The sequence below is a fragment of the Streptomyces sp. NPDC051064 genome, from assembly GCF_044455985.1.
Lineage (GTDB): Bacteria > Actinomycetota > Actinomycetes > Streptomycetales > Streptomycetaceae > Streptomyces.
The window spans coordinates 457,083-475,680 of record NZ_JBITFK010000005.1; the positions used below are offsets into that span (position 1 = coordinate 457,083).

Annotated in this window: 19 protein-coding genes and 2 pseudogenes; 5 read left to right on the forward strand and 16 right to left on the reverse strand. The window is 68.8% G+C overall.

What is annotated here, in order from left to right; genetic code table 11:
- Positions 1-419 precede the first annotated feature (419 nt).
- From ACIBCU_RS20275 to ACIBCU_RS20290, 4 genes and pseudogenes are all read left to right on the forward strand, one after another.
- Positions 420-1,850: an endo-1,4-beta-xylanase gene (locus ACIBCU_RS20275; RefSeq protein ID WP_399232850.1), complete on the forward strand. Its 1,431-nt coding sequence runs from the start codon at positions 420-422 to the stop codon at positions 1,848-1,850.
- Between the two features lie 597 nt (positions 1,851-2,447).
- On the forward strand, positions 2,448-2,948 hold the full coding sequence (locus ACIBCU_RS20280; protein WP_362931108.1) for a hypothetical protein: 501 nt from the start codon (positions 2,448-2,450) through the stop codon (positions 2,946-2,948).
- A gap of 201 nt (positions 2,949-3,149) precedes the next feature.
- Positions 3,150-3,403 (forward strand): annotated as a pseudogene (locus ACIBCU_RS20285) (PP2C family protein-serine/threonine phosphatase); the annotation flags it as partial.
- Between the two features lie 116 nt (positions 3,404-3,519).
- Positions 3,520-3,879, forward strand: coding sequence for a hypothetical protein (locus ACIBCU_RS20290; protein WP_362931105.1), 360 nt, complete (start codon positions 3,520-3,522; stop codon positions 3,877-3,879).
- 104 nt (positions 3,880-3,983) lie between these two features.
- Here the strand turns inward: ACIBCU_RS20290 and ACIBCU_RS20295 are convergent, their stop codons facing one another.
- From ACIBCU_RS20295 to ACIBCU_RS20330, 8 genes and pseudogenes are all read right to left on the reverse strand, one after another.
- Positions 3,984-4,292 carry an SCO5918 family protein gene (locus tag ACIBCU_RS20295; protein ID WP_362931103.1) on the reverse strand — a complete coding sequence of 103 codons (309 nt, stop codon included), beginning with the start codon at positions 4,290-4,292 and terminating at the stop codon, positions 3,984-3,986.
- A 56-nt stretch (positions 4,293-4,348) separates the two neighbouring features.
- Positions 4,349-4,753 carry a CBS domain-containing protein gene (locus ACIBCU_RS20300; RefSeq protein WP_399232853.1) on the reverse strand — a complete coding sequence of 135 codons (405 nt, stop codon included), beginning with the start codon at positions 4,751-4,753 and terminating at the stop codon, positions 4,349-4,351.
- Between the two features lie 46 nt (positions 4,754-4,799).
- Positions 4,800-6,311, reverse strand: coding sequence for a DEAD/DEAH box helicase (locus ACIBCU_RS20305; RefSeq protein ID WP_362931099.1), 1,512 nt, complete (start codon positions 6,309-6,311; stop codon positions 4,800-4,802).
- A 322-nt stretch (positions 6,312-6,633) separates the two neighbouring features.
- A complete protein-coding gene (locus ACIBCU_RS20310) occupies positions 6,634-6,837 on the reverse strand; it encodes a cold-shock protein (RefSeq protein WP_362931097.1) in 204 nt (67 codons plus the stop codon).
- Between the two features lie 364 nt (positions 6,838-7,201).
- Positions 7,202-7,399, reverse strand: a pseudogene (locus tag ACIBCU_RS20315) (hypothetical protein); the annotation flags it as partial.
- Between the two features lie 185 nt (positions 7,400-7,584).
- Entirely contained in the window at positions 7,585-7,920 is a 336-nt protein-coding gene (locus tag ACIBCU_RS20320; protein ID WP_362931095.1) for a MerR family transcriptional regulator, read from the reverse strand.
- Positions 7,921-8,567: 647 nt separating this feature from the next.
- A complete protein-coding gene (locus ACIBCU_RS20325; protein WP_399233078.1) occupies positions 8,568-8,936 on the reverse strand; it encodes a hypothetical protein in 369 nt (122 codons plus the stop codon).
- Between the two features lie 104 nt (positions 8,937-9,040).
- Positions 9,041-9,436 carry a winged helix-turn-helix transcriptional regulator gene (locus ACIBCU_RS20330; protein WP_399232857.1) on the reverse strand — a complete coding sequence of 132 codons (396 nt, stop codon included), beginning with the start codon at positions 9,434-9,436 and terminating at the stop codon, positions 9,041-9,043.
- Positions 9,437-9,556: 120 nt separating this feature from the next.
- On the opposite strand from ACIBCU_RS20330, the gene ACIBCU_RS20335 reads away from it, so the two are divergent.
- Positions 9,557-10,390 carry an enoyl-CoA hydratase/isomerase family protein gene (locus tag ACIBCU_RS20335; RefSeq protein ID WP_399232860.1) on the forward strand — a complete coding sequence of 278 codons (834 nt, stop codon included), beginning with the start codon at positions 9,557-9,559 and terminating at the stop codon, positions 10,388-10,390.
- A 106-nt stretch (positions 10,391-10,496) separates the two neighbouring features.
- Here the strand turns inward: ACIBCU_RS20335 and ACIBCU_RS20340 are convergent, their stop codons facing one another.
- From ACIBCU_RS20340 to ACIBCU_RS20375, 8 genes are all read right to left on the reverse strand, one after another.
- A complete protein-coding gene (locus ACIBCU_RS20340; protein ID WP_399232862.1) occupies positions 10,497-10,640 on the reverse strand; it encodes a hypothetical protein in 144 nt (47 codons plus the stop codon).
- A 699-nt stretch (positions 10,641-11,339) separates the two neighbouring features.
- Positions 11,340-12,401, reverse strand: coding sequence for an acetamidase/formamidase family protein (locus tag ACIBCU_RS20345; protein WP_362931087.1), 1,062 nt, complete (start codon positions 12,399-12,401; stop codon positions 11,340-11,342).
- A complete protein-coding gene (locus ACIBCU_RS20350; RefSeq protein ID WP_362931085.1) occupies positions 12,398-13,150 on the reverse strand; it encodes an isochorismatase family cysteine hydrolase in 753 nt (250 codons plus the stop codon). Before ACIBCU_RS20350 ends, ACIBCU_RS20345 begins: the two co-directional genes overlap by 4 nt.
- The gene (locus ACIBCU_RS20355; RefSeq protein WP_399232865.1) at positions 13,143-14,759 is read right to left on the reverse strand and encodes an amidase; all 1,617 of its coding nucleotides are present in this window, start codon (positions 14,757-14,759) and stop codon (positions 13,143-13,145) included. Before ACIBCU_RS20355 ends, ACIBCU_RS20350 begins: the two co-directional genes overlap by 8 nt.
- Positions 14,756-15,184, reverse strand: coding sequence for a cupin domain-containing protein (locus ACIBCU_RS20360; RefSeq protein ID WP_399232867.1), 429 nt, complete (start codon positions 15,182-15,184; stop codon positions 14,756-14,758). The genes ACIBCU_RS20355 and ACIBCU_RS20360 overlap by 4 nt, the downstream gene beginning before the upstream one ends.
- 40 nt (positions 15,185-15,224) lie before the next feature.
- On the reverse strand, positions 15,225-15,998 hold the full coding sequence (locus ACIBCU_RS20365) for a creatininase family protein (RefSeq protein WP_399232869.1): 774 nt from the start codon (positions 15,996-15,998) through the stop codon (positions 15,225-15,227).
- Positions 15,999-16,000: 2 nt separating this feature from the next.
- Complete coding sequence (locus ACIBCU_RS20370; protein WP_399232871.1) at positions 16,001-17,398, reverse strand: FAD-binding oxidoreductase; 1,398 nt, start codon at positions 17,396-17,398, stop codon at positions 16,001-16,003.
- Entirely contained in the window at positions 17,398-18,582 is a 1,185-nt protein-coding gene (locus ACIBCU_RS20375; protein ID WP_399232873.1) for a hypothetical protein, read from the reverse strand. The genes ACIBCU_RS20370 and ACIBCU_RS20375 overlap by 1 nt, the downstream gene beginning before the upstream one ends.
- Between the last annotated feature and the right edge of the window lie 16 nt (positions 18,583-18,598).

The following is an 18,598-nucleotide window of genomic DNA, read 5'->3' on the forward strand; positions in this document are numbered from 1 at the left end:
CCTCGTCAGTACCTCAATCATTCCTGTCTGAGATACCGGCCGCGGCTCGATACTTCGAACCGCACCGGCCTCGGGCAGTCTGTACCGCCCGGCAGACCCACGCACAACTGCACTACAGATCCGCGCACCAAAGCACCTGCGCCACCCCGTTTCGTTCCGGTGAGGTCCGCACCAGCGCATCCTGGCTCTTCACGCAGTTGGAGAGATACACGGCGCCGCGTGGCGGTCCCCCGGCTGAGCCGCGATGGAGTACCCCCGTGCCTGTGCCGAAGGTCGTCCCGTCCCATAACCGCGGTGTCCGGTGAATCCGTGCTGCCCGGGCTCCCGACCGCCCCGTCCGTCCATCAGCTGAACGGGAGCGGACGGCGCAATCCCCTGCGTTTCAGTCCTTCCGTGATTTCTACCTTGGAGGCACAGTCATGGGCTCGTACGCCCTTCCCAGACCCGTTATCCGCCGGAAGATCCGCGGCCTGCTGTTGGCGCTGGTCGTCGGCGTCCTCGGTGCGGCCGCCGCACTGGTCGCGCCCCCTACCGCACACGCCGCCGAGAGCACGCTCGGCGCCGCAGCGGCGCAGAGCGGCCGCTACTTCGGCACCGCCATCGCCTCGGGCAGGCTGGGCGACTCGACGTACACGACGATCGCGGGCCGTGAGTTCAACTCGGTGACGGCCGAGAACGAGATGAAGATCGACGCCACCGAACCGCAGCGGGGCCAGTTCAACTTCACCGCCGCCGATCGCGTCTACAACTGGGCGGTGCAGAACGGCAAGCAGGTGCGCGGCCACACCCTGGCCTGGCACTCCCAGCAGCCCAGCTGGATGCAGAGCCTCAGCGGCAGCACGCTGCGCCAGGCGATGACCGACCACATCAACGGCGTGATGTCCCACTACAAGGGAAAGATCGCTCAGTGGGACGTCGTGAACGAGGCCTTCGCCGACGGCAGTTCGGGAGCCCGGCGGGACTCCAACCTGCAACGCACCGGCAACGACTGGATCGAGGTCGCCTTCCGCGCCGCGCGCGCAGCCGACCCGGCGGCCAAGCTCTGCTACAACGACTACAACGTCGAGGACTGGACCTGGGCCAAGACCCAGGCCATGTACGCCATGGTCCGGGACTTCAAGCAGCGCGGCGTGCCGATCGACTGCGTCGGCTTCCAGTCGCACTTCAACAGCGGCAGCCCCTACAACAGCAACTTCCGCACCACCCTGCAGAACTTCGCCGCCCTCGGCGTCGACGTGGCCGTCACCGAGCTCGACATCCAAGGCGCCCCGGCCTCGACCTACGCGAACGTGACCAACGACTGCATGGCCGTCCCGCGCTGCCTCGGCATCACCGTCTGGGGCGTGCGCGACACCGACTCCTGGCGATCGGAGCAGACGCCGCTGCTGTTCAACGGTGACGGCAGCAAGAAGCCCGCCTACACCGCCGTCCTCAACGCACTCAACGGCGGCTCCACCACGCCGCCTGCGGAGTCCGGACAGATCAAGGCCGTCGGTTCGGGCCGCTGCCTGGACGTGCCCGGCAGCAGCACCACCGACGGCACCCAGCTCCAGGTGTGGGACTGCAACAGCGGCACCAACCAGCGGTGGGCGTACACCGACGCCGGCGAGCTCAGGGTCTACGGCAACAAGTGCCTGGACGCCGCCGGCACCGGCAACGGCTCCAAAGTCCAGATCTACAGCTGCTGGGGCGGCGACAACCAGAAATGGCGCCTCAATTCTGACGGATCCATCGTCGGCGTCCAGTCCGGCCTCTGCCTTGACGCCGTCGCAGGCGGCACCGCCAACGGAACCCTGATTCAGCTCTACTCCTGCTCGAACGGCAGCAACCAACGCTGGACCCGCACCTGATGGGACCTGCCACAAACGAAAGGGCGAATCGATGACGGCCCAGGTTGTGGCTTCTCCCGTCGCTTCAGGAAGACATCGTTGATGGTCCCGGGTCGCCGCCGCGCTGGCGGCGACCCCCGATCGGCATGCTCGCCGGCTGCCCACGGCCCAGCAACTCGGCGGCTCGATCGGGATGACGGCGGCCGGGCCGGCCTATTTCGCGCATGCCGACGGTGCGAACGCGGCGTTCGCCATGGTCTACGAGGCCGCGGTCTTCGTGCTCACGGCGCTGATCGCCCTCCGGCTGCGACGGGCCGGAGCCGGACCGGAGCGATCCCAGCCGGGACCGCCTCCGGAGCGCACAGGCAGCCCGCCCGACGCGGCGCCCTGCGCCACTGACAGTGAGGATGCCGGTCGCCGGGAGTGGGCTCTCACCGCTGTGCGGCCTCTTGATCCGCCACCGATTGAACACGCAAAGCGGAGTGAACCGGCTCCTCACGGGGAACGATCAGGGCTTCCGAACGGGCACCACCGCTCGCCTACCCGCAAGGACCACCGATGCTTCCTGAGGTCCGCCCTCACGTATCCGCTCCCCTCACGGGCCAGTTGGAACACCAATTGGGTCTTGCTCCGAACTGCGGAGCCGGCCATCTCGATGTGGAGCGCGTCGCCGGCATCGCAGTTGTCGCGGCTGCCCACTCAGGTGGCTACGCGGCCATCGGCCATCTCCTCGGACTGCTGGCCGCGCTCCCTTCCCCCACTGAGGCAGGGGAACATTTCTGGTCGGACCTGTGGAGGTCCTCCGGCACCGCCTACCTGCTACCCGCCACCATCAAGGCCGATGTGCTGCAGGCCCTGGCAGGCGAGGGGACCGCCCTGGCCCGCCAGATCCTTTCGGCGGTCGACGAGATGACCCCACCGCAACGCGTCGCAGCCGGAGAGGTGATCGGCCAAGCCCTCGCCGAATCCGACCATCTCCCCGACCTCAAGACACAGGTCATCGGAGAACTGTGGCTCCGCGATCTCGAACTCACCGCCTGGCACGTCCTGCACGCCGACCGCAGGGCGGACGATCCCACTGGACGGAAAGCCTTCCTCGAAGCCTGGACGAACGTCTGAAAGTCCACTGAGCCTCCGTCACTCGAATTCGCCGGTCAACCAATGTGACGGTCTTCCGGGGTGCTCACGTCAGTCGTGGCCGGCCCGCAGCGGAGACCGCTGCGGGCCTGTGAGGAGATCGCATGGTGAGGATCAGTGCTGTGCGGCGAACATGTCTTCGATCTCCCTGAGTACGAGATCGGGACGGTCCGTCGGCACCTCCTGTCTGTCACCGACGCCATGGGACACGACGTGGACGCCGCCCTGCTGGCCACCCTCCTCGTCGGAGCGCTGCGACGCGCCCGCAGGCAGGGGGCTGACCTTGCCGAACAAGCGCAGAGCGCCGACCAGGCCGTGGCCGAGCACAGCGGCGGCCGCTACGTCACCGGACACTGCTGCGGATCAACCTGCACGACGGTCGGACCGAGTTCATCAACGCCGGCCACCCCTGGCCCCTGCGCCTGCGCGGCGGGAGAGCGGACCTCCAGCTGCCTGCTCTCATCGAGAGCACCCAGGACCTGCACACGCGTCGTCCTGGCCGCAGCCGACACCGCAGAAAGCAGCCCGCCGGCCGGCGAATATAATCGGCCCCATGTCGAAGCCTGACGCGCTGCTCGTAGACATTGCCGGCCTGGTGGAGTCCGGGCACAGCAATCAAATGCCTCTGACCGTGGTCGCCGGTGGTGCTGTCATCACGGGTCGGCTGGCTCCCGAGGCCGTCTGGAGGCAGCGGGTGTCGGAGGTCCTGGCGGACTCGGCCCGCCTGAGCGACTTCTCCGCCGTGTTCACGGCTGCGGCGCGCGTGGAAGGACCGCCCACCCATCTGCATTTCCATGTGGCCCGGATTCTGCAGGGTCCGGTGGGGATCCCGGAGACGGGTGGTATGTACCGCGTGGCGATCGAGGACGTCAGTGCCTGGACGATGGGCGACTTCAGCTACTCCGACCACTGACCCACTGCCGCGCCGAGACACCTCGGTACGCGGTGAGGGCCCGACCGGTGTAACCCTGTCGGACCCTCACCGCTGCATGCCGGGGGCTCGCGCCTGCCCGTCGGTCAGGCGGCCACAGGGCTGCCGAGCAGCGCGGACGCCTGTTGCAGCGGGCTGAGGGCGCGTACGGGCGCGGCCTGGGGAAGGCTGCGGCAGGTGAAGCCGAGCTGAGTCATGGCTCGGAGGACTTCGCCTGCGCTGAAGTCGCGGCGGTCCTGGCGTGTGATGACCTGGCCGACCTGTTTGACGGGGTAGGTGCGTCGACCGATGATCACGGACTCGCCGGAAGCCTGCTCGGGCTTGATGCCCTTCATCGATTCCAGGACGCCGCTCCTGGTGAGGTCGAACGGGAAGCGGGCGATGACACAGCGCATGATGCCTCACAGGGAGAGGAACGAAGAGGGAGTGGTTCTGCCTCGGTTGAGGCGCTTCAGCGGGCGAGGGCGAGGACGCCCAGGGCGCTACCGTGTTCGTCGACCACAGGCAGGGCATCGACCTGGCTGTCGCACATCATGTTTCCGGCTTCGGCCATGGTGGTCCCGGGCGAGGTGAACGGCTCGCGATCGCCGAGGATGTCGCGCAGCTGGACCCTGTCCGAGTACGCGGAGCCGTCACGGGCTGCTGTGAGCTGAGACTGGGTGACCAGTCCGGCGCACAGGCCGCTGTCGTCGCAGACAAGCATATGCCCGGTTCGGGCACTGGCCATGACGGACAGGGCAACCTCGACGGTCATGTCGTCACAGACCTGCGGTCCGGCGGTGTCCATGGCGTCGGCCACCGTCCTGCGTACGGTAGTGGCATTCGTCGAGCGGGGCTGCATCTGAACCAACGTCAAAAGGTGCCTCCTGCATGAGTGGGTCAGTTTCCGGATCACGGAGTTCTCAGGCCGCCGCGTCGAAGGAGGACTGATGCGCGGTCACGCGACGGGCCGCCGAGGCGGGGCTGCGCCGGCCTCGTGAGGACGCGCTGCGCTGACGCCGCTCGACGACCGGTGCGGTGATCGTCACCGGGATGCCGGAGGGGGTCTGGGCACCGGTGATCCGGCCGAGTGCCTCTTCGCCGGAGCGGACCTGGGTGGTCTGGGGCACGATGCCGGCGGCGGTCATGAGGCGGGTCATGTCGCGGCGCTGGTTGGGGGTGACCAGGGTGACGACGCTGCCGGACTCCCCTGCCCGTGCGGTACGGCCGCCGCGGTGCAGGTAGTCCTTGTGGTCGGTCGGCGGGTCGACGTTGACGACGAGGTCGAGGTTGTCGACGTGGATGCCGCGAGCGGCGACGTTCGTGGCCACGAGCACGGTGACGTGTCCGGTCTTGAACTGGGCCAGGGTTCGGGTGCGCTGCGGCTGTGACTTCCCGCCGTGCAGGCCGGCGGCCCGTACACCGCTGGCCAGCAGGTGGTCGGTGAGCTTGTCCACAGCCCGCTTGGTGTCCAGGAACATGATCACCCGGCCTTCGCGTGCCGCGATCTGCGTCGTGGTGCGGTGCTTGTCGGTGCCCTGGACGTGCAGCACGTGGTGCTCCATCGTCGTGACCGCACCTGCGGAGGGGTCGACGGAGTGGACGACAGGGTCGGTGAGGTAGCGGCGGACCAGGCGGTCGACGTTGCGGTCCAGGGTGGCGGAGAACAGCATTCGCTGGCCTTCGGGGCGGACCTGGTCCAGGAGCGCGGTGACTTGGGGCATGAAGCCCATGTCAGCCATCTGATCGGCCTCGTCCAGGACGGTGATCGCGACCTGGTCAAGTCGGCAGTCACCGCGATCGATGAGGTCCTTGAGCCGGCCCGGCGTCGCCACGACGACCTCGGCGCCACCACGCAGCGCGTTGGCCTGCCTCCCGATCGACATTCCGCCGACGACGGTGGCCAGGCGCAGCCTCACCGAGCGGGCATAGGGGGTGAGCGCGTCGGTCACCTGCTGGGCCAGCTCACGCGTCGGCACGAGGACCAGGGCCAGCGGCTGGCGAGGCTCGGCACGCTGGCCGGCGGTGCGCGCCAGCAGAGCCAGGCCGAAGGCGAGGGTCTTGCCGGAGCCGGTACGCCCGCGCCCCAGAGCATCGCGGCCGGCAAGGGTGTTGGGCAGGGTCGCGCCCTGGATCGGGAACGGGACGCTCACGCCCTGCGCGGTGAGCGCCGCCAGCAGCTGCTTGGGCATGTCCAAGTCGGCGAACACCTCGACCGCGGGAAGCGCAGGAGTCACCGTCTTCGGCAGGGCGAACTCTCCCTGCACCGCCGCCGGCCGCCGACCATGTCCGCTCGACCGGCTCGGACCTCCCGAACGGCTCGGAGCGGACGAGCCGAGGCGTGCGCCCCGCCGCGAATTGGCGTCGGAGCCGAAAGCGAGACCGTCCGTCCGGTTGCGACTGGAGGAACGGCTGTTCGTACGTGTGGGGTTCATCGAGAACCTTCCTTGATACACGGCGCGCACCAAGGTATTCCCGCAACGAAAAGCAGTGCAGGGAATCACAAGAAACGGGCCGAATGGAATGCGAAAGAGAATCTGGTGTGCAGTGAATCTGGCGCGGCAGGAAGGCCACGAAATGGATGACGTCACACAGGACGTGAAATCCCGGACTTCGACCGATTGCGCTCCGAAGAGGCACGGATCCCTGAAGAAGGGGTACGGGCGACCTTCAAGGGGACACCGCTGCGGGAAATGTCCGCAGCTGGGGCCCGCACCCCGTGGGATGCGGGCCCCAGCTACGAAGTGCGCGACAGCGTCAGGCGGGAACGATGTTCTCGGCCATCGGGCCCTTCTGGCCCGGCGCGATGTCGAAGGTGACCTTCTGGCCTTCGAGCAGCTCACGGAAGCCCTGGGCGGCGATGTTCGAGAAGTGGGCGAACACGTCAGCGCCGCCACCATCCTGCTCGATGAAGCCGAAACCCTTGGCCGCGTTGAACCACTTCACTGTGCCTGATGCCATGTCATATCTCCTTTGGGGCAGTACGCCGGGATCCGCGATGCCAGGTACCCGGGTCGCCGCGATGATGCCCCGACCGGAAAATGACCGGCAATACAAAGCGCTTCCAGTGGCCGACAATTCCGGCGAAAGCGCTTGAAGTTTTGGGAACCACAACTGCAACTGAGATCGACAGTAGCATGCCGTAACGGCTCGGGCACGGTAAATAACTTCGCTCGGTTGGTTGCGGCACAAACATTCCCCGCATGGCACGGTAAACTCTGACCTCGCGGCCATAGATATTGGCCCACCCCGAACGCACGATTTCGTAAAGAGCGGTCGCGGTACGCGGCTGGGAGAGCACATTTTCGGTGGCATCCTCCTGCCAGGCGGGGTTCACACCCTCGGCCGCAGGGGCACCTTTGGCCCCGGGCCGCATCACACAGGGCTTGACCTCGGGGAGCTCATGAAAACCCGAGGCGTCGATCGCAGAGTAACGGGGGTACACGTCCGGGCCGCCTCCGCCCTGGGCGACGCAGCCGAGTAGCCCCGTCTCGCGCTTTCGAGTCGATGTACGCTCCCGCAACGTGCCGGAGGCGGAGGTGATCGCGGGGGTTCCTGCGGCACGGAGAGCGCCCCCGCCGAAGACTCAGACGAAGGGGACTTTCGGACCACGACAGCCGACACGGACGCCCACCCACCACGGGAAACGATCCAGAGCCCCCGCCACGTGCGGGCGGGGACCCGCCGGTGCCCGGCGGGCGGGCTGCCTCAGGCCTTGGGCGGACTGAACGATCCTGCGGCGCGGTGGTGTTCGGTGTTGATGCGCTGGGCTTCTTCGAGTTGGTCTTCGAGGATGACGATGCGGCAGGCGGCTTCGATGGGGGTTCCGGCATCGACGAGTTCGCGGGCGCGGGCGGCGATGCGCAGTTGGTAGCGGGAGTAGCGGCGGTGTCCGCCGGCGGAGCGGAGCGGGGTGATGAGGCGGGCTTCGCCGATGGCGCGGAGGAAGCTCTGGGTGGTGTGGAGCATGTCGGCGGCCCGGCCCATGGTGTAGGCGGGGTAGTCGTCGTCATCGAGACGGCCGAACGAGTCGTCTGCTGTCATTGCACCTCTCTGTGAAACGCGTGGAGGGGCCCTGGTGCCATTGGCACCAGGGCCCCGAAGGAACTGCTACACCATCTGCCGGCCCTCGTGCTGCGCCAGCCTTCTGTTTCCGCAGACCCGACCTGAACGGCGTCGGGGGTACGGGGATCGCGGTTGCTTGACCGGAGACCACCTCACTATCGATGTCCTGCGGTACCCGGGCTCAAGACGTCCGCCCGGGCGATCCTGATGGCGCTCGGCCCCTCCGTTATTCCCTCTGGATGAACTACTCACCAAACGGGACCTGCGTACTGCTGATACAGCGAACTGCTGGTGGCTTCGAACAGCGCCACTCTCCGGCAGCCAGCCCCGTCGCCCGTCATGCATCTGCTCTGGCTTAGAACCCCACTGCCGAACCTCCCGGTACGCGCGCCCGCAGCCGACGCCTTCACCGAGGTACTGCTCACTCACTTCACTGCTGGGTACTGCCACTGCGGCACTGCTCGCGGCGGCCCCTGATCACTGCGGGCCACCCGGTCCGGTCGTCAGCCCCGTCGCCGTCCTGCAACAACCCTGGCTTCGAAACTCCACCACCGCACCGTCCTGCAAACTACAACTCCGTACTACTGCCCGGCAGTTCGTCCCTGCCGGGCCCTGCTCGATCTCGGCTACGAGAGAAACCATAACCACACCGCTCCCCAATGTCTACTCCGGCCGATACAGATTTCTGCTTGCTGGCCGGAGAGATAATCCGCCTGAACCACTGCGGGGACGGTGCGGACTCGAAGCCGCTGGGCCGGCACTGGCCCTTGGTGAACTCCGCAACGATCCAACGACAGGTGACCTGCGGTGATCAGCTCCAGGCGGGTCAGGTCGCGCACCGCGGCCAGGACGTGGGTGGAGTCGGTGCGCTGGGTGGTGCGCTGGGTGGTGCGCTCGCGCACCAGGCTGACCGCGCGGATTGCGCGGGCGAGCACCCGGGCCGCGGCCTCGGTTCTTCGACCAACGACACCATCGGCACCGTCTCCAACCGTCACGGCTCTCCGCATGAGCTTGAGTCGCCGGTCGTGGTCGGCGGACGGTACAGGTCACCGGACCGGGCAGGTGCCGCTCGCTCCGGCTCTGCTTCAGGGTCGTGGTGTCAGCGCGGGGCTCGCTGGTCGTAGTCGCGCTGGCGTGCTTGGATCTCGGCGGCGTTCGCGACGGTCCAGTCGTAGAGGTGAGCGAACGGCTCGCGCAGGGATTCACCGAGGGAGGTCAGCGAGTATTCGACGCCGACCGGCGAGGTCGGCAGCACGCGGCGCTCGACCATCCCGTTGCGTTCGAGCCGGCGCAAGGTCTGAGTGAGGACGCGTTGCGTGACGCCCTCGAGGCGACGTTTGATCTCGTTGAACCGACGTGGTTCGACCAAGACCGCCATCACCATCATCGACCACTTGTCGGCGATCTGATCGAGGATCGGCCGGCTCGGACAGTCGGACCGAAACACCGCGTCGTGCTCGGCGGCGGCCCGGTAGACGGCCTCAGAAGTTGCCATGGCGGTATCCTCCACGATCCCTAGGATGCCTGAAGTGCGTCATTGACGCAGGTCAAAGACGGTTTCACAGTAGGTATACAACAGGAACCAGAGTCCTGCCAGATACCTGGGAGAAAAGCCATGGGCCACGACGCCTACCAGACCTTGCGGGTCAGCCAGAAGGACGGAGTCTCGCACGTCACGATCGACAACCCGCCGGTCAACGTCCTCAACGTCGCGGTCATGACCGATTTGCGACGCCTACTCACCTCGCTGGCCGGCGACGACGCCATACACGTGATCGTGTTCGACAGTGCGGACCCAGACTTCTTCCTCGCCCACTTCGACATGACCGCCACCCCGGACGCCCTCGCCGGACTCATGGCCGACCTGCCGGACGGCGTCAACGTCTTCCAGGCCGTCGGGGAGCAGCTACGCCGCCAGCCTCAGGTGACCATCGTCAAGCTCGCAGGCAAGGCGCGCGGCGGCGGAGCCGAATTCGTCGTGGCCGCGGACATGGCGTTCGCGGCGATCGGCAAGGCCGGGCTCGGCCAGATCGAAGCCCTCATGGGCATCGTCCCTGGCGGTGGCGCCACGCAGTACCTCACCGAGCGCGTCGGCCGTAACCGCGCCTTGGAGATCGTGCTCGGTGCCGACCTGATGGACGCCGAGACCGCCGAGCGGTACGGCTGGGTCAACCGAGCCGTCCCCGCCGACCAGCTCGACGAGTTCGTCGACCGCCTCGCCGGCAACATCGCCGCGTTGCCCGGCGGCGTCGTCGCGGCGGCCAAGCGCGCTATCGTCCTCCGCGATCATTCTGATGGCCTGGCAGGGGAGAACGACGCCTGGGCCGGGCTCGTATTCCGCCCCGCCACAGCACAGCTCATGAGCGCCGGGCTGGACAACGGCGCCCAGACCCGGGACGGCGAACAGGACCTCGAGGGTCTGTTCCGCAATCTCGCCGGGTCTGAATGAGCGCCTGTGACAAGTCGAATGCCTTGTTGGTGACAACAAGACTGCTTCGACTGTTCCGCTTCGCCGGCTCACGCGGCTCCGCAGGTGACAACTCCTGGGCTTCGGTTCACATGGTCAGCATCGAGGACGCCCATCTCGGGTAGGTCCATCCGGCGAGCGCGAGATTGGGCAGGCGGGCGATGCCGAGCACAGCGTGATAGACGCCGTCGCCTTTCAAGCGGCAGTGGCGGCAGATCTTCCAGCTCTTCATGCGGGCGAAGGTCTGCTCGACACGGGCGCGGACCCTGCGGTCTTCCCGGTGTCCACGCCGGTCGCTGAGCGGCCAGTGCCGTCGCCAAGGACGTCCAACGGCTACGAACCGTGTGAGAAAGCTCGGCCTCTACCGCTTCCACGACCGCAGATGCTGCTACGCCAAGCCGCACCAGCACTGACCGACGCGTTCACCCAGTGCGCTGCACCGACACGACGGCGTTCCTCTCCCCCACCGACCTCGAATTCGTCCGCCGCCACCGAATCAAACTGGTCTCCCTCATGCCGGAGACCCAGCGCACCTCGGCCGAGAAGCAGTACGCGGGCTCCCCGGCGTCGGTCACCGTGGTCGGTGACACCCCTGGTCCTCACCGGCGGGTACGCGGTACGGGCGCACCGCCTCGTGAACCGTCCCACAGGCAGCGAGGCCAGGAGAAACCGCAGGCCAGAACCGGTTTCTCGGCTTGGCAGGCGACACCTCGGGGGGCCGGAGCGTCACGGCCGAGACGGGCCGGCCCCGCCGGAGTGTGCCAGCAGCGACTGTCGCCGGAAGGCTGGACCTACGACAGCGCGGCGGGGGTCGTCGCTGTCGTCAATGGGAGTGTCTTGATCAGGACAGTCCCGTCGGACGCCGGGGCGGGAGAAGTCGAGACCTGAGATCCAGGCTCGCTCCCCCTGGCAGAGCGCGAGCAGTGTGGCGTCAGAAGGTCAGGTCCGCCTTGGAAATGCGGCAGTGGACGCCCTTGACGATGTCGACCACCTGGGAGACCTGGAAGTCGGCGGCCGCGCTGAGGTAGGCGAGGGCAACCGGGCCGGGGACGGAGAAGCGCTCGTCGAGGAGGGTGAGGGCGTCGCGTACGGCATGGCGCATCGCCTCGTCGAGGTCGGTGTCCAGGCCCATGACGACGTGCTCGGTGTCGGTCTCGGCGAAGGGGGCGCGCAGGCGGGATGCGAGTCGGCGGAGGGCGGGGTCGCGGTGGACGGTGAGGCGGAGGGTCGCGCGCAGCGGGGCTTCGAAGGCGGTGAGGGCCACTTCGCCGTCGCCCTGGGAGAAGTGCGGGTCGCCGGCGTAGAAGAGGGCGCCCTCGACGGCAACGGGGAGGAAGAGGCGGGCGCCGACGCCGAGGTGGCGTACGTCGAGATTGCCTCCGTGCGGGCCGGGAGGCACCGAATGCACCGGGGCTTCGGTGGCGGGGGAGGTGCCCATGATGCCGAGGAAGGGCTGGAGCGGGAAGCGGATGTCGCGACCGTCTCCCACGGGGAGGCGGCCACGGCCGTCGTCGTCGACGGTGGCGACCAGGCTGACCGGGTCGGGGCCGGGGCCCTGGGGGTATTCGCCGGGGAGAGCGCCCTTGCCGTGACGGTTGCTGATCACGCCGTAGGGGGCGCGGCGGCGCAGGCGGAGGACCTCCACTTCGAGTACGTCGCCGGGCTCGGCCCCCTGGATGTGGACGGGTCCTGTGACAACGTGCGGGCCGTGGGCGGCGGGGTCGTGAAGGCGGGTGGAAGCGGCGAGTTCGGCCGTGTCGTGGAGGATGTCGTGGATGCCGGCCGCGGCGAAGAAGGCGGCCGGGTCTCGGCCCTGGTCGGCGAGGATGCCCTCGTGGCTGATGGTGTCAAGGCTGACGATCGCGCCGGAGAGGACCGAAAGGGCCGGCTTGGAGCGCGCGTTGGGGAGCAGCCCCCAGTGGACTGCCGCTGGGTCTGCGGGCAGGTAGTGGTCGCCGTCGACGGGGCCCCGGTGGGGTTGGAGGAGGGTCACAGGGCTTCCTGGAGGTCGGCGGCGGTGAGGGTGAAGCCGAAGCACTGGCGGATGTTGTAGACCGTGGCGTCCATGCAGTACGGGGGTGAGGTGGTGGCCACCGCATCCTCCAGCATCAGCACGTCGTAGCCGAGGCTCGCTGCGTCCATGAGGGTGGCGAGGACGCACTGGTCGGCGTTGACTCCGGCGAAGAGGAGCGTGTCGGCGCGGAGATTGCGCAGGACGCTGTCGAGTTCGGTGTCCTGGAAGCCGCTCATGCGGTACTTGGCGATGTGCAGGTCGCCGGGTGCCGCAAAGAGGGGTGCGGTGATGTCGGCGGACGCGCTGTCTCGCTCCAGGACCCTTGCCCCCGTGGGCAGTTGGGAACCGATGCCGCCTCCGGTTCCCTCCTGGTCGTAGACGTGGAGGACGCCGGGCGGGAGGTTCGCGCGGTCGGGGCGGTTGCCCCAGTTGAGCCAGACGACGGGGACGTCGGCCGCCCGGAGGGCGGGGAGGAGCCGCTGGAGTACGGGGATGGGGGTGCGGGCCGGGGACACGTCCACGCCCATCGAGGCCAGCCAGCCGTCGGGCGAGCAGAAGTCGTTCTGCATATCGATGACGACGATCGCCGTTGAGGCCAGGTCGAGCGTCAGGATTTGGGGCTGAGCCTCCACGGTCACGGGGCGGGCCGGGCGCTGCGGGCGGCGGAGGTCGACGTGTGTGGCGTCCGCGCTCCAGGAGTTACGGGAGTTGGGGCCGATTTCACGCATGGGTCAGCTCCAGGAGGGCGTGGTCCGTGCCCGGTGCGCCGATCGCGCAGAGTCCGACCGGGAGGTCGCGGACCCGCAGCCGGGGCATGGTGACGGCGGGCAGCCCGGCGAGCGAGGCAAGGCAGGTGAGGCGGAGGGTTGCGGCTCGTACGGTCTCGACCTCGGCCGGTGTCGCATCGGCACGGGGGGCCGGGCTGCTCGTGGCCGGGAGAAGGAGCGCGGTGCCGGGCGGGAGGGCTTCGACGATGACCGAACGGGCGGACAGGAGCCCGGAGGTGGCGTCACGCCCTTCACCCTCCGCGACCTGGCTCCCCCCGGCGAACCGGGCCTCGATGTCGGCCCCCAGCGCGCCCGGGTGCTTCTCGATCCACTCCCCGTGCGCGGCCCACGCCTCGGCCGCCTGGACGGTACGGAAGGCGGGCAGCCACTCCTCCAGGTGGGCGGCCATGCCGGTGTCGGTCCGTATGAGCTCCAGGCCGATGCGGAGGGAGAGCGCCCGGCATGCCGCCTCGAAGGATGCCTGGACCTCGGGTTCGGCGAGCGCGGTGAGGGCGTCGTCGACCAGAAGAGTGGTCATCGGGGCTTCGTCGTCCCGGGGCAGGAGCACCTTCGCCGCTGTACGCAGTAGGCCGGGGTCCCGGGCAAGCAGTCCCGCCGTGTCGAAGGACGGGGCCAGCGGGAGCAGGCCGCCGGTGGGAACGGCTCCGTGGGTGGGGCGCCAGCCGTAGAGGCCGCAGTAGGAGGCGGGGACCCGGATCGAGCCCGCGGTGTCCGTGGCCAGCCCCAGGTCCGCCCAGCCGCGGGCGACCGCCGCCGCCGGGCCGCTGCTGGATCCGCCGGTGATCCGGCCGGGGGCTACAGGGTTGACGGGAGTGCCGTGGTGGATGTTGGTCCCAGCGAGGCTGAAGGCGAGTTCGTCGGTCTGGGCGATCCCGGCGACCTGGGCGCCGGCGCTGAGCAATTCCCGTACAGCGTCGGCATGTCGGGGCTCCACCGGCGCTTCGGCCAGCCACTGCGGGTTGCCACCGCCGATCTGCTGTCCGGCAACGGCGAAGAGATCCTTGACGGCAGTACGTACGCCGGCGAGCGGCCCCTCCCCCGCCCCGGCGACCAGCGGCTCGCCAACGACCCGCCACACCGCGGGGTCCGGAGCCTCGTCCGCCACCGTATCCGGCACCGCACTGACGTGCGCGGCCGCGATCCGCCAGCCCTCCCCCGTCAGCCGCCACACCTGTGTCTGCATTCCGCGCGACCCGCCGGCCCGCAGCGTTTCGGCGGTCAGTACGGCGACGTCCTCGGCGATCCGCACCTCATGGACGCGCTCGACCGTACGGGCCGGGGCTCCCCCGCTACGGCCGCGACGGAAGTCCGAGATGGCGGCATGTCCGCTCAGCACCATGGAACCCTCGGCGCGCACCGTGTCCGGGGCGTCCAGGAACCAGTGGTCGAGGCCCACCAGGTCATTGGCGCCGAGGGCCTGTTCGTACGACCAGAAGGCGTCGAGCAGTTCGCTGCGGTTCGCCCCGCGAGGGCGGTGGGGCGAGGCGGGCCGGCCTGCTTGTCCGGCCGGGGGTCCGGGGGTTGCCCCCCGGGAAGGCACAGTGCTCATCGGGCGGCTCCGAGGACGGCCAGGTCCGTGTCGTCGAGCGCCGCGAAGGGGCCGCGCTGGATCAGGTCGGCGAAGCCCTCGTCGGGGGACATGATCGTGAGGGTGTAGAGCCGCTCGGTGGCCGAGGTGTTGGTGATCCGGTGCTTGGATCCGACGGGCAGGACCAGTACATCGCCGGGTGCGAGATCGCGTTGGTGCTCGTCGCTGACCGCGCGGCCCTCCCCCGCGAGCACCACGAAGGTCTCCACGGACTCGGGGTGCCAGTTGAGCGGCTGGGCGCCGCCCGGCTCCCACACCTCGAAGACGACGGTGGTCGGTGAGCCGTCGGCCGGACCGGTGAGGACGGCGAGCTTGACCGTGTCGCCTGCGGTGATGTGGTGGGCGGTGATCTCACTGAGCGGCTTGTGGAGCGGGGGGATAGCCATGGCGGGTGTCCTCGACGTCAGGCGGTCGGACGGATGGTGGTCAGGCGGAAGGCAGGAAGCGGGCGCATTCGCGCAGTGCGGCCGCGTTGTTGGCGACGGCGGCGTCGACGAGCTTGCGGCCGAGTTCGGGGGTGGCTCCGGTCGGGTCGCCGATGACACCGTTGCCCGTACCGAAGTCGTCGCTGGTCCAGCCGAAGGAGACGGACTTGCCGAAACCGATGTGCTCGTAGGCGGTGAGGTGTTCGGGGACACTGCGCCTGGCCAGCGACATGTCCACCGTATCCGGGTGGAGGTGCAGCATCGCCGCGGTCTCGTTCAGCCCGCCGTGCACGCCAAGGCCCAGCTCGCCGGAGGATGACGCCCCGCCGTGGTCCGCGGGCAGCGCGGCGTGCAGCAGGAAGGTGAACAGGCCGTACTTGGTGCGCAGTTCACGCAGGGCGACTCCCAGCAGCGCGCTGTTGCCGCCGTGTGCGTTGAGGAACGCGAGCCGCCGGACGGGGCCCTTGGCGAGGGATCGTCCGAGGTCGTCCAGAACCGCGAAGAGCGTCGAGGCGCTGAGCCACAGTGTCCCGGGCGACCAGGCGTGTTCGTCGGACTTGGTGTACGCGAGGCCCGGCAGCAGCGTGATGTCGCAGGTGTCGGATGCGGCCAGGGCGGCGCCCTCCGCTATCGCCTCCGCCATGAAGTAGTCGGTGGCGACCGGCAGATGGGGCCCGTGCTGCTCGATCGCGCCGACGGGGAGGACGGCCACGGTGTCGGCGGACAGGTCGGTGACCGTCGGTCCGCTGAGGTCGGTGAAGCGGGTGAAGGCCATGGTCAGTGCGCTCCCAGGAGGTGGCCGGGGTTGAGCAGCCCCAGCGGGTCGGCCGTGCGGGCGGTGGCGCGGGCAAGTTCGATGCGCCGGTCGACGTACCAGTTGTGGACGTCGTGGACGCCGACGCCCAGCGCCTCCAGGGCGGTGATCCCCTCGTACACGGTGGCCTCGTCCTTGTAGTGCGCCATCAGCATGCCGACGGTCCCCGAGCGCATGCCCTCCAGGTGCAGCACCGTCCCGGGGTAGACCGCCTTGACCGCCGTCGGGTCGCCGAGCAGTACGTCGCCGCCGATCTCCAGGTGGAAGTAGCCGTCCTTGGCGTTCATCAGGTGGTACGTGGGGTGGTTGAAGGAGAGCGAGGAGATGAGGGCGGGGCCGCGCGGTGCGGGACGTATCTCCGCCACGCGTCCGCCGTGCTTCTCGATGATCGCGCGGGCGTCTCCGTCGGCCTGCTCCTCGATGATTGCGCGGACGCTCAGGGCGGTCGGGTCGAGTGCCGGGTCGGCCTCGAAGGTCTCGACGAGGCCGGGCTCGTCGAGGGAGACGAGGCGCGGGGCGGGTTCCAGGCGTACGAGGTCGGCGAGGGCGGCGGTGGCGGAGGTCCAGGTGTCGAAGGAGGTGAAGAGCCCCGTCCAGGTGCGGGCCGGCTGGAGTGCGACGGTCGCGGTCGTGGTGATGCCGGTGGTGCCGTAGGCGTGTATGTACGGGAGGGCCTCCTCGCCGCGTACGGTGAAGGGCTCGGCCTCTTCCGTGCACGGGACGACGGTCAACTCTCGTACAAAGCCATCCCCGTTGGTGCCGTTGGCCAGCGATCCCGTGCCGCCGTTCCCACCGCAGAGGAAACCGCCGAGTGACGTCCCGAAGGTGGAGGGGAACATCCACAGCTCCTGGCCCAGCGTGCGCGCATGCGCCTCCAGGTCGGACATCTTTGCGCCCGCCTCGGCCCTGATCCACCCGTCGCCCGCACCCAGGATGCGTCCGCATCCGGTGAGGTCGAGGACGGCACCGCCGTGCAGCGGGATCGCCTGGCCGTAGTTGCCGGTTCCCTTGCCGCGCGGGGTGAGCGGGATGCGCAGGCGGTGGGCGAGGGCGACAAGGGGCTGGACCTGCTCGTACGAGGACGGTCGCAGCACCACCTCGGCGCGACCGGCGGGGAGCTTGGCGGCGAGGATCGGCGACATGTGCGCCCAGTCGCGGGACGCCTTGTCGAGGGCGGAGTCCTCGCGTACGACGGCATCCTCACCCAGGAGTGAGGCGGCCTCCATACAGAATTCCTCGATGCCGGGGGTGCGGTGCGTGGTACGTCCTCCGGCGTCCGATACCGCATCGTCCACGACCAGTTCGGTCATCCGGCGCAGTTCGGCAGCGGAGAGGGTCGTGCCCTTGGGGTCGACGGCCATCACTTCATTCCGATCTTGGTGTCGATGAATGCGTTGGTTGCCAGATCGTCGGCGCTCAGCCCGGCCGGGATCTTGACGCCGCTCTCGGTGAGGATCGGCCCGAAGGTCTTCAGGGAGTCGGTCACCCGCTTCTTGTCGAAGCTCGCGATCGATCCGTCGGCCTCGTTGCCGAGGATGCCGAGCTTGACCATCTCCTTGGCGGCGTACTGGCCGGTGCCCTTGGAGTAGACCCAGCTGGTGCCGTACTGCTTCACGATGTCGTCGATGAGCGTGACCGCTGTGTCCGGTGCGGCGGCGAAGTCGGCGGCCGACTGCTGGATGACGGGGACGAGCTTCTCCAGACAGGGGCTGAGCTTCTTCAGGGCGCCGGTCCGTACCGAGAGCGCCTGCGGGTAGACCGTGTAGCCGACGTCGGAAAGCAGCTGGAACCCGACCGGCTTCCTCCAGGCGCCGATCTCGTGCTCGTAGAGGTACGGTTCGGCGGTCGCGAAGCCCTGCTGGGCGATGGAGGGGTCGGCGACGAAGCGGGAGGGTGCGCTGTCGTAACTCCCGTCCAGTTGGCTCTTCTTGATGAGTCCCTTCGCCACGAGCATCGGGGCGAATGTCTCGCCGTCCCGGTAGACGACCTTGGCGTTGCTCTTGCCGATGTCGGCGACGGTCTTCCAGTCCGGGTGGGTCCTGGGGTCCCACATCAGCACCTGCGGGCTCTTCTTCATCAATGCCGTGACCGCGGTGACGGGCTGCTTGCCCGCGGCCTGAATGGCGCTGTCGGTGGTGACCATGCCGAGGGTGATGGACTGGTCGATGTACATCTGCGAGGCGGGGCTCTGGAAGCCGACTGCGCTGCCGCCCGCCCGTATCTGGATCTTGACACCGGTGTCCTTGCCGCCGATGACGAGCGGGCCCGTGACGCGCTTCTTGTCGGTGTCGACGGTGTAACCGGGGCCGACGAGGTTGTAGAGCGGGCCGTGTTCTGCCTCGGGCTCCCAGTCGGCCTGGACGACGACGGTGGCGGGGCAGACCGTGTCGAGGCGCTGGGAGGCGGGGGCGGGCTTGAGGTCGGCGGACGACCCTGCGGCGGTGGCGCCGGCGCCGCAGCCGGTGGCGGCGAGCAGGAGGAGCGAGGTGCTCAGTCCCGTGACAAGGCGTCGTCCGGAGGGGGTCGACGCTGCGGAAAGTGGCATGACTGTCTCCCGGAAG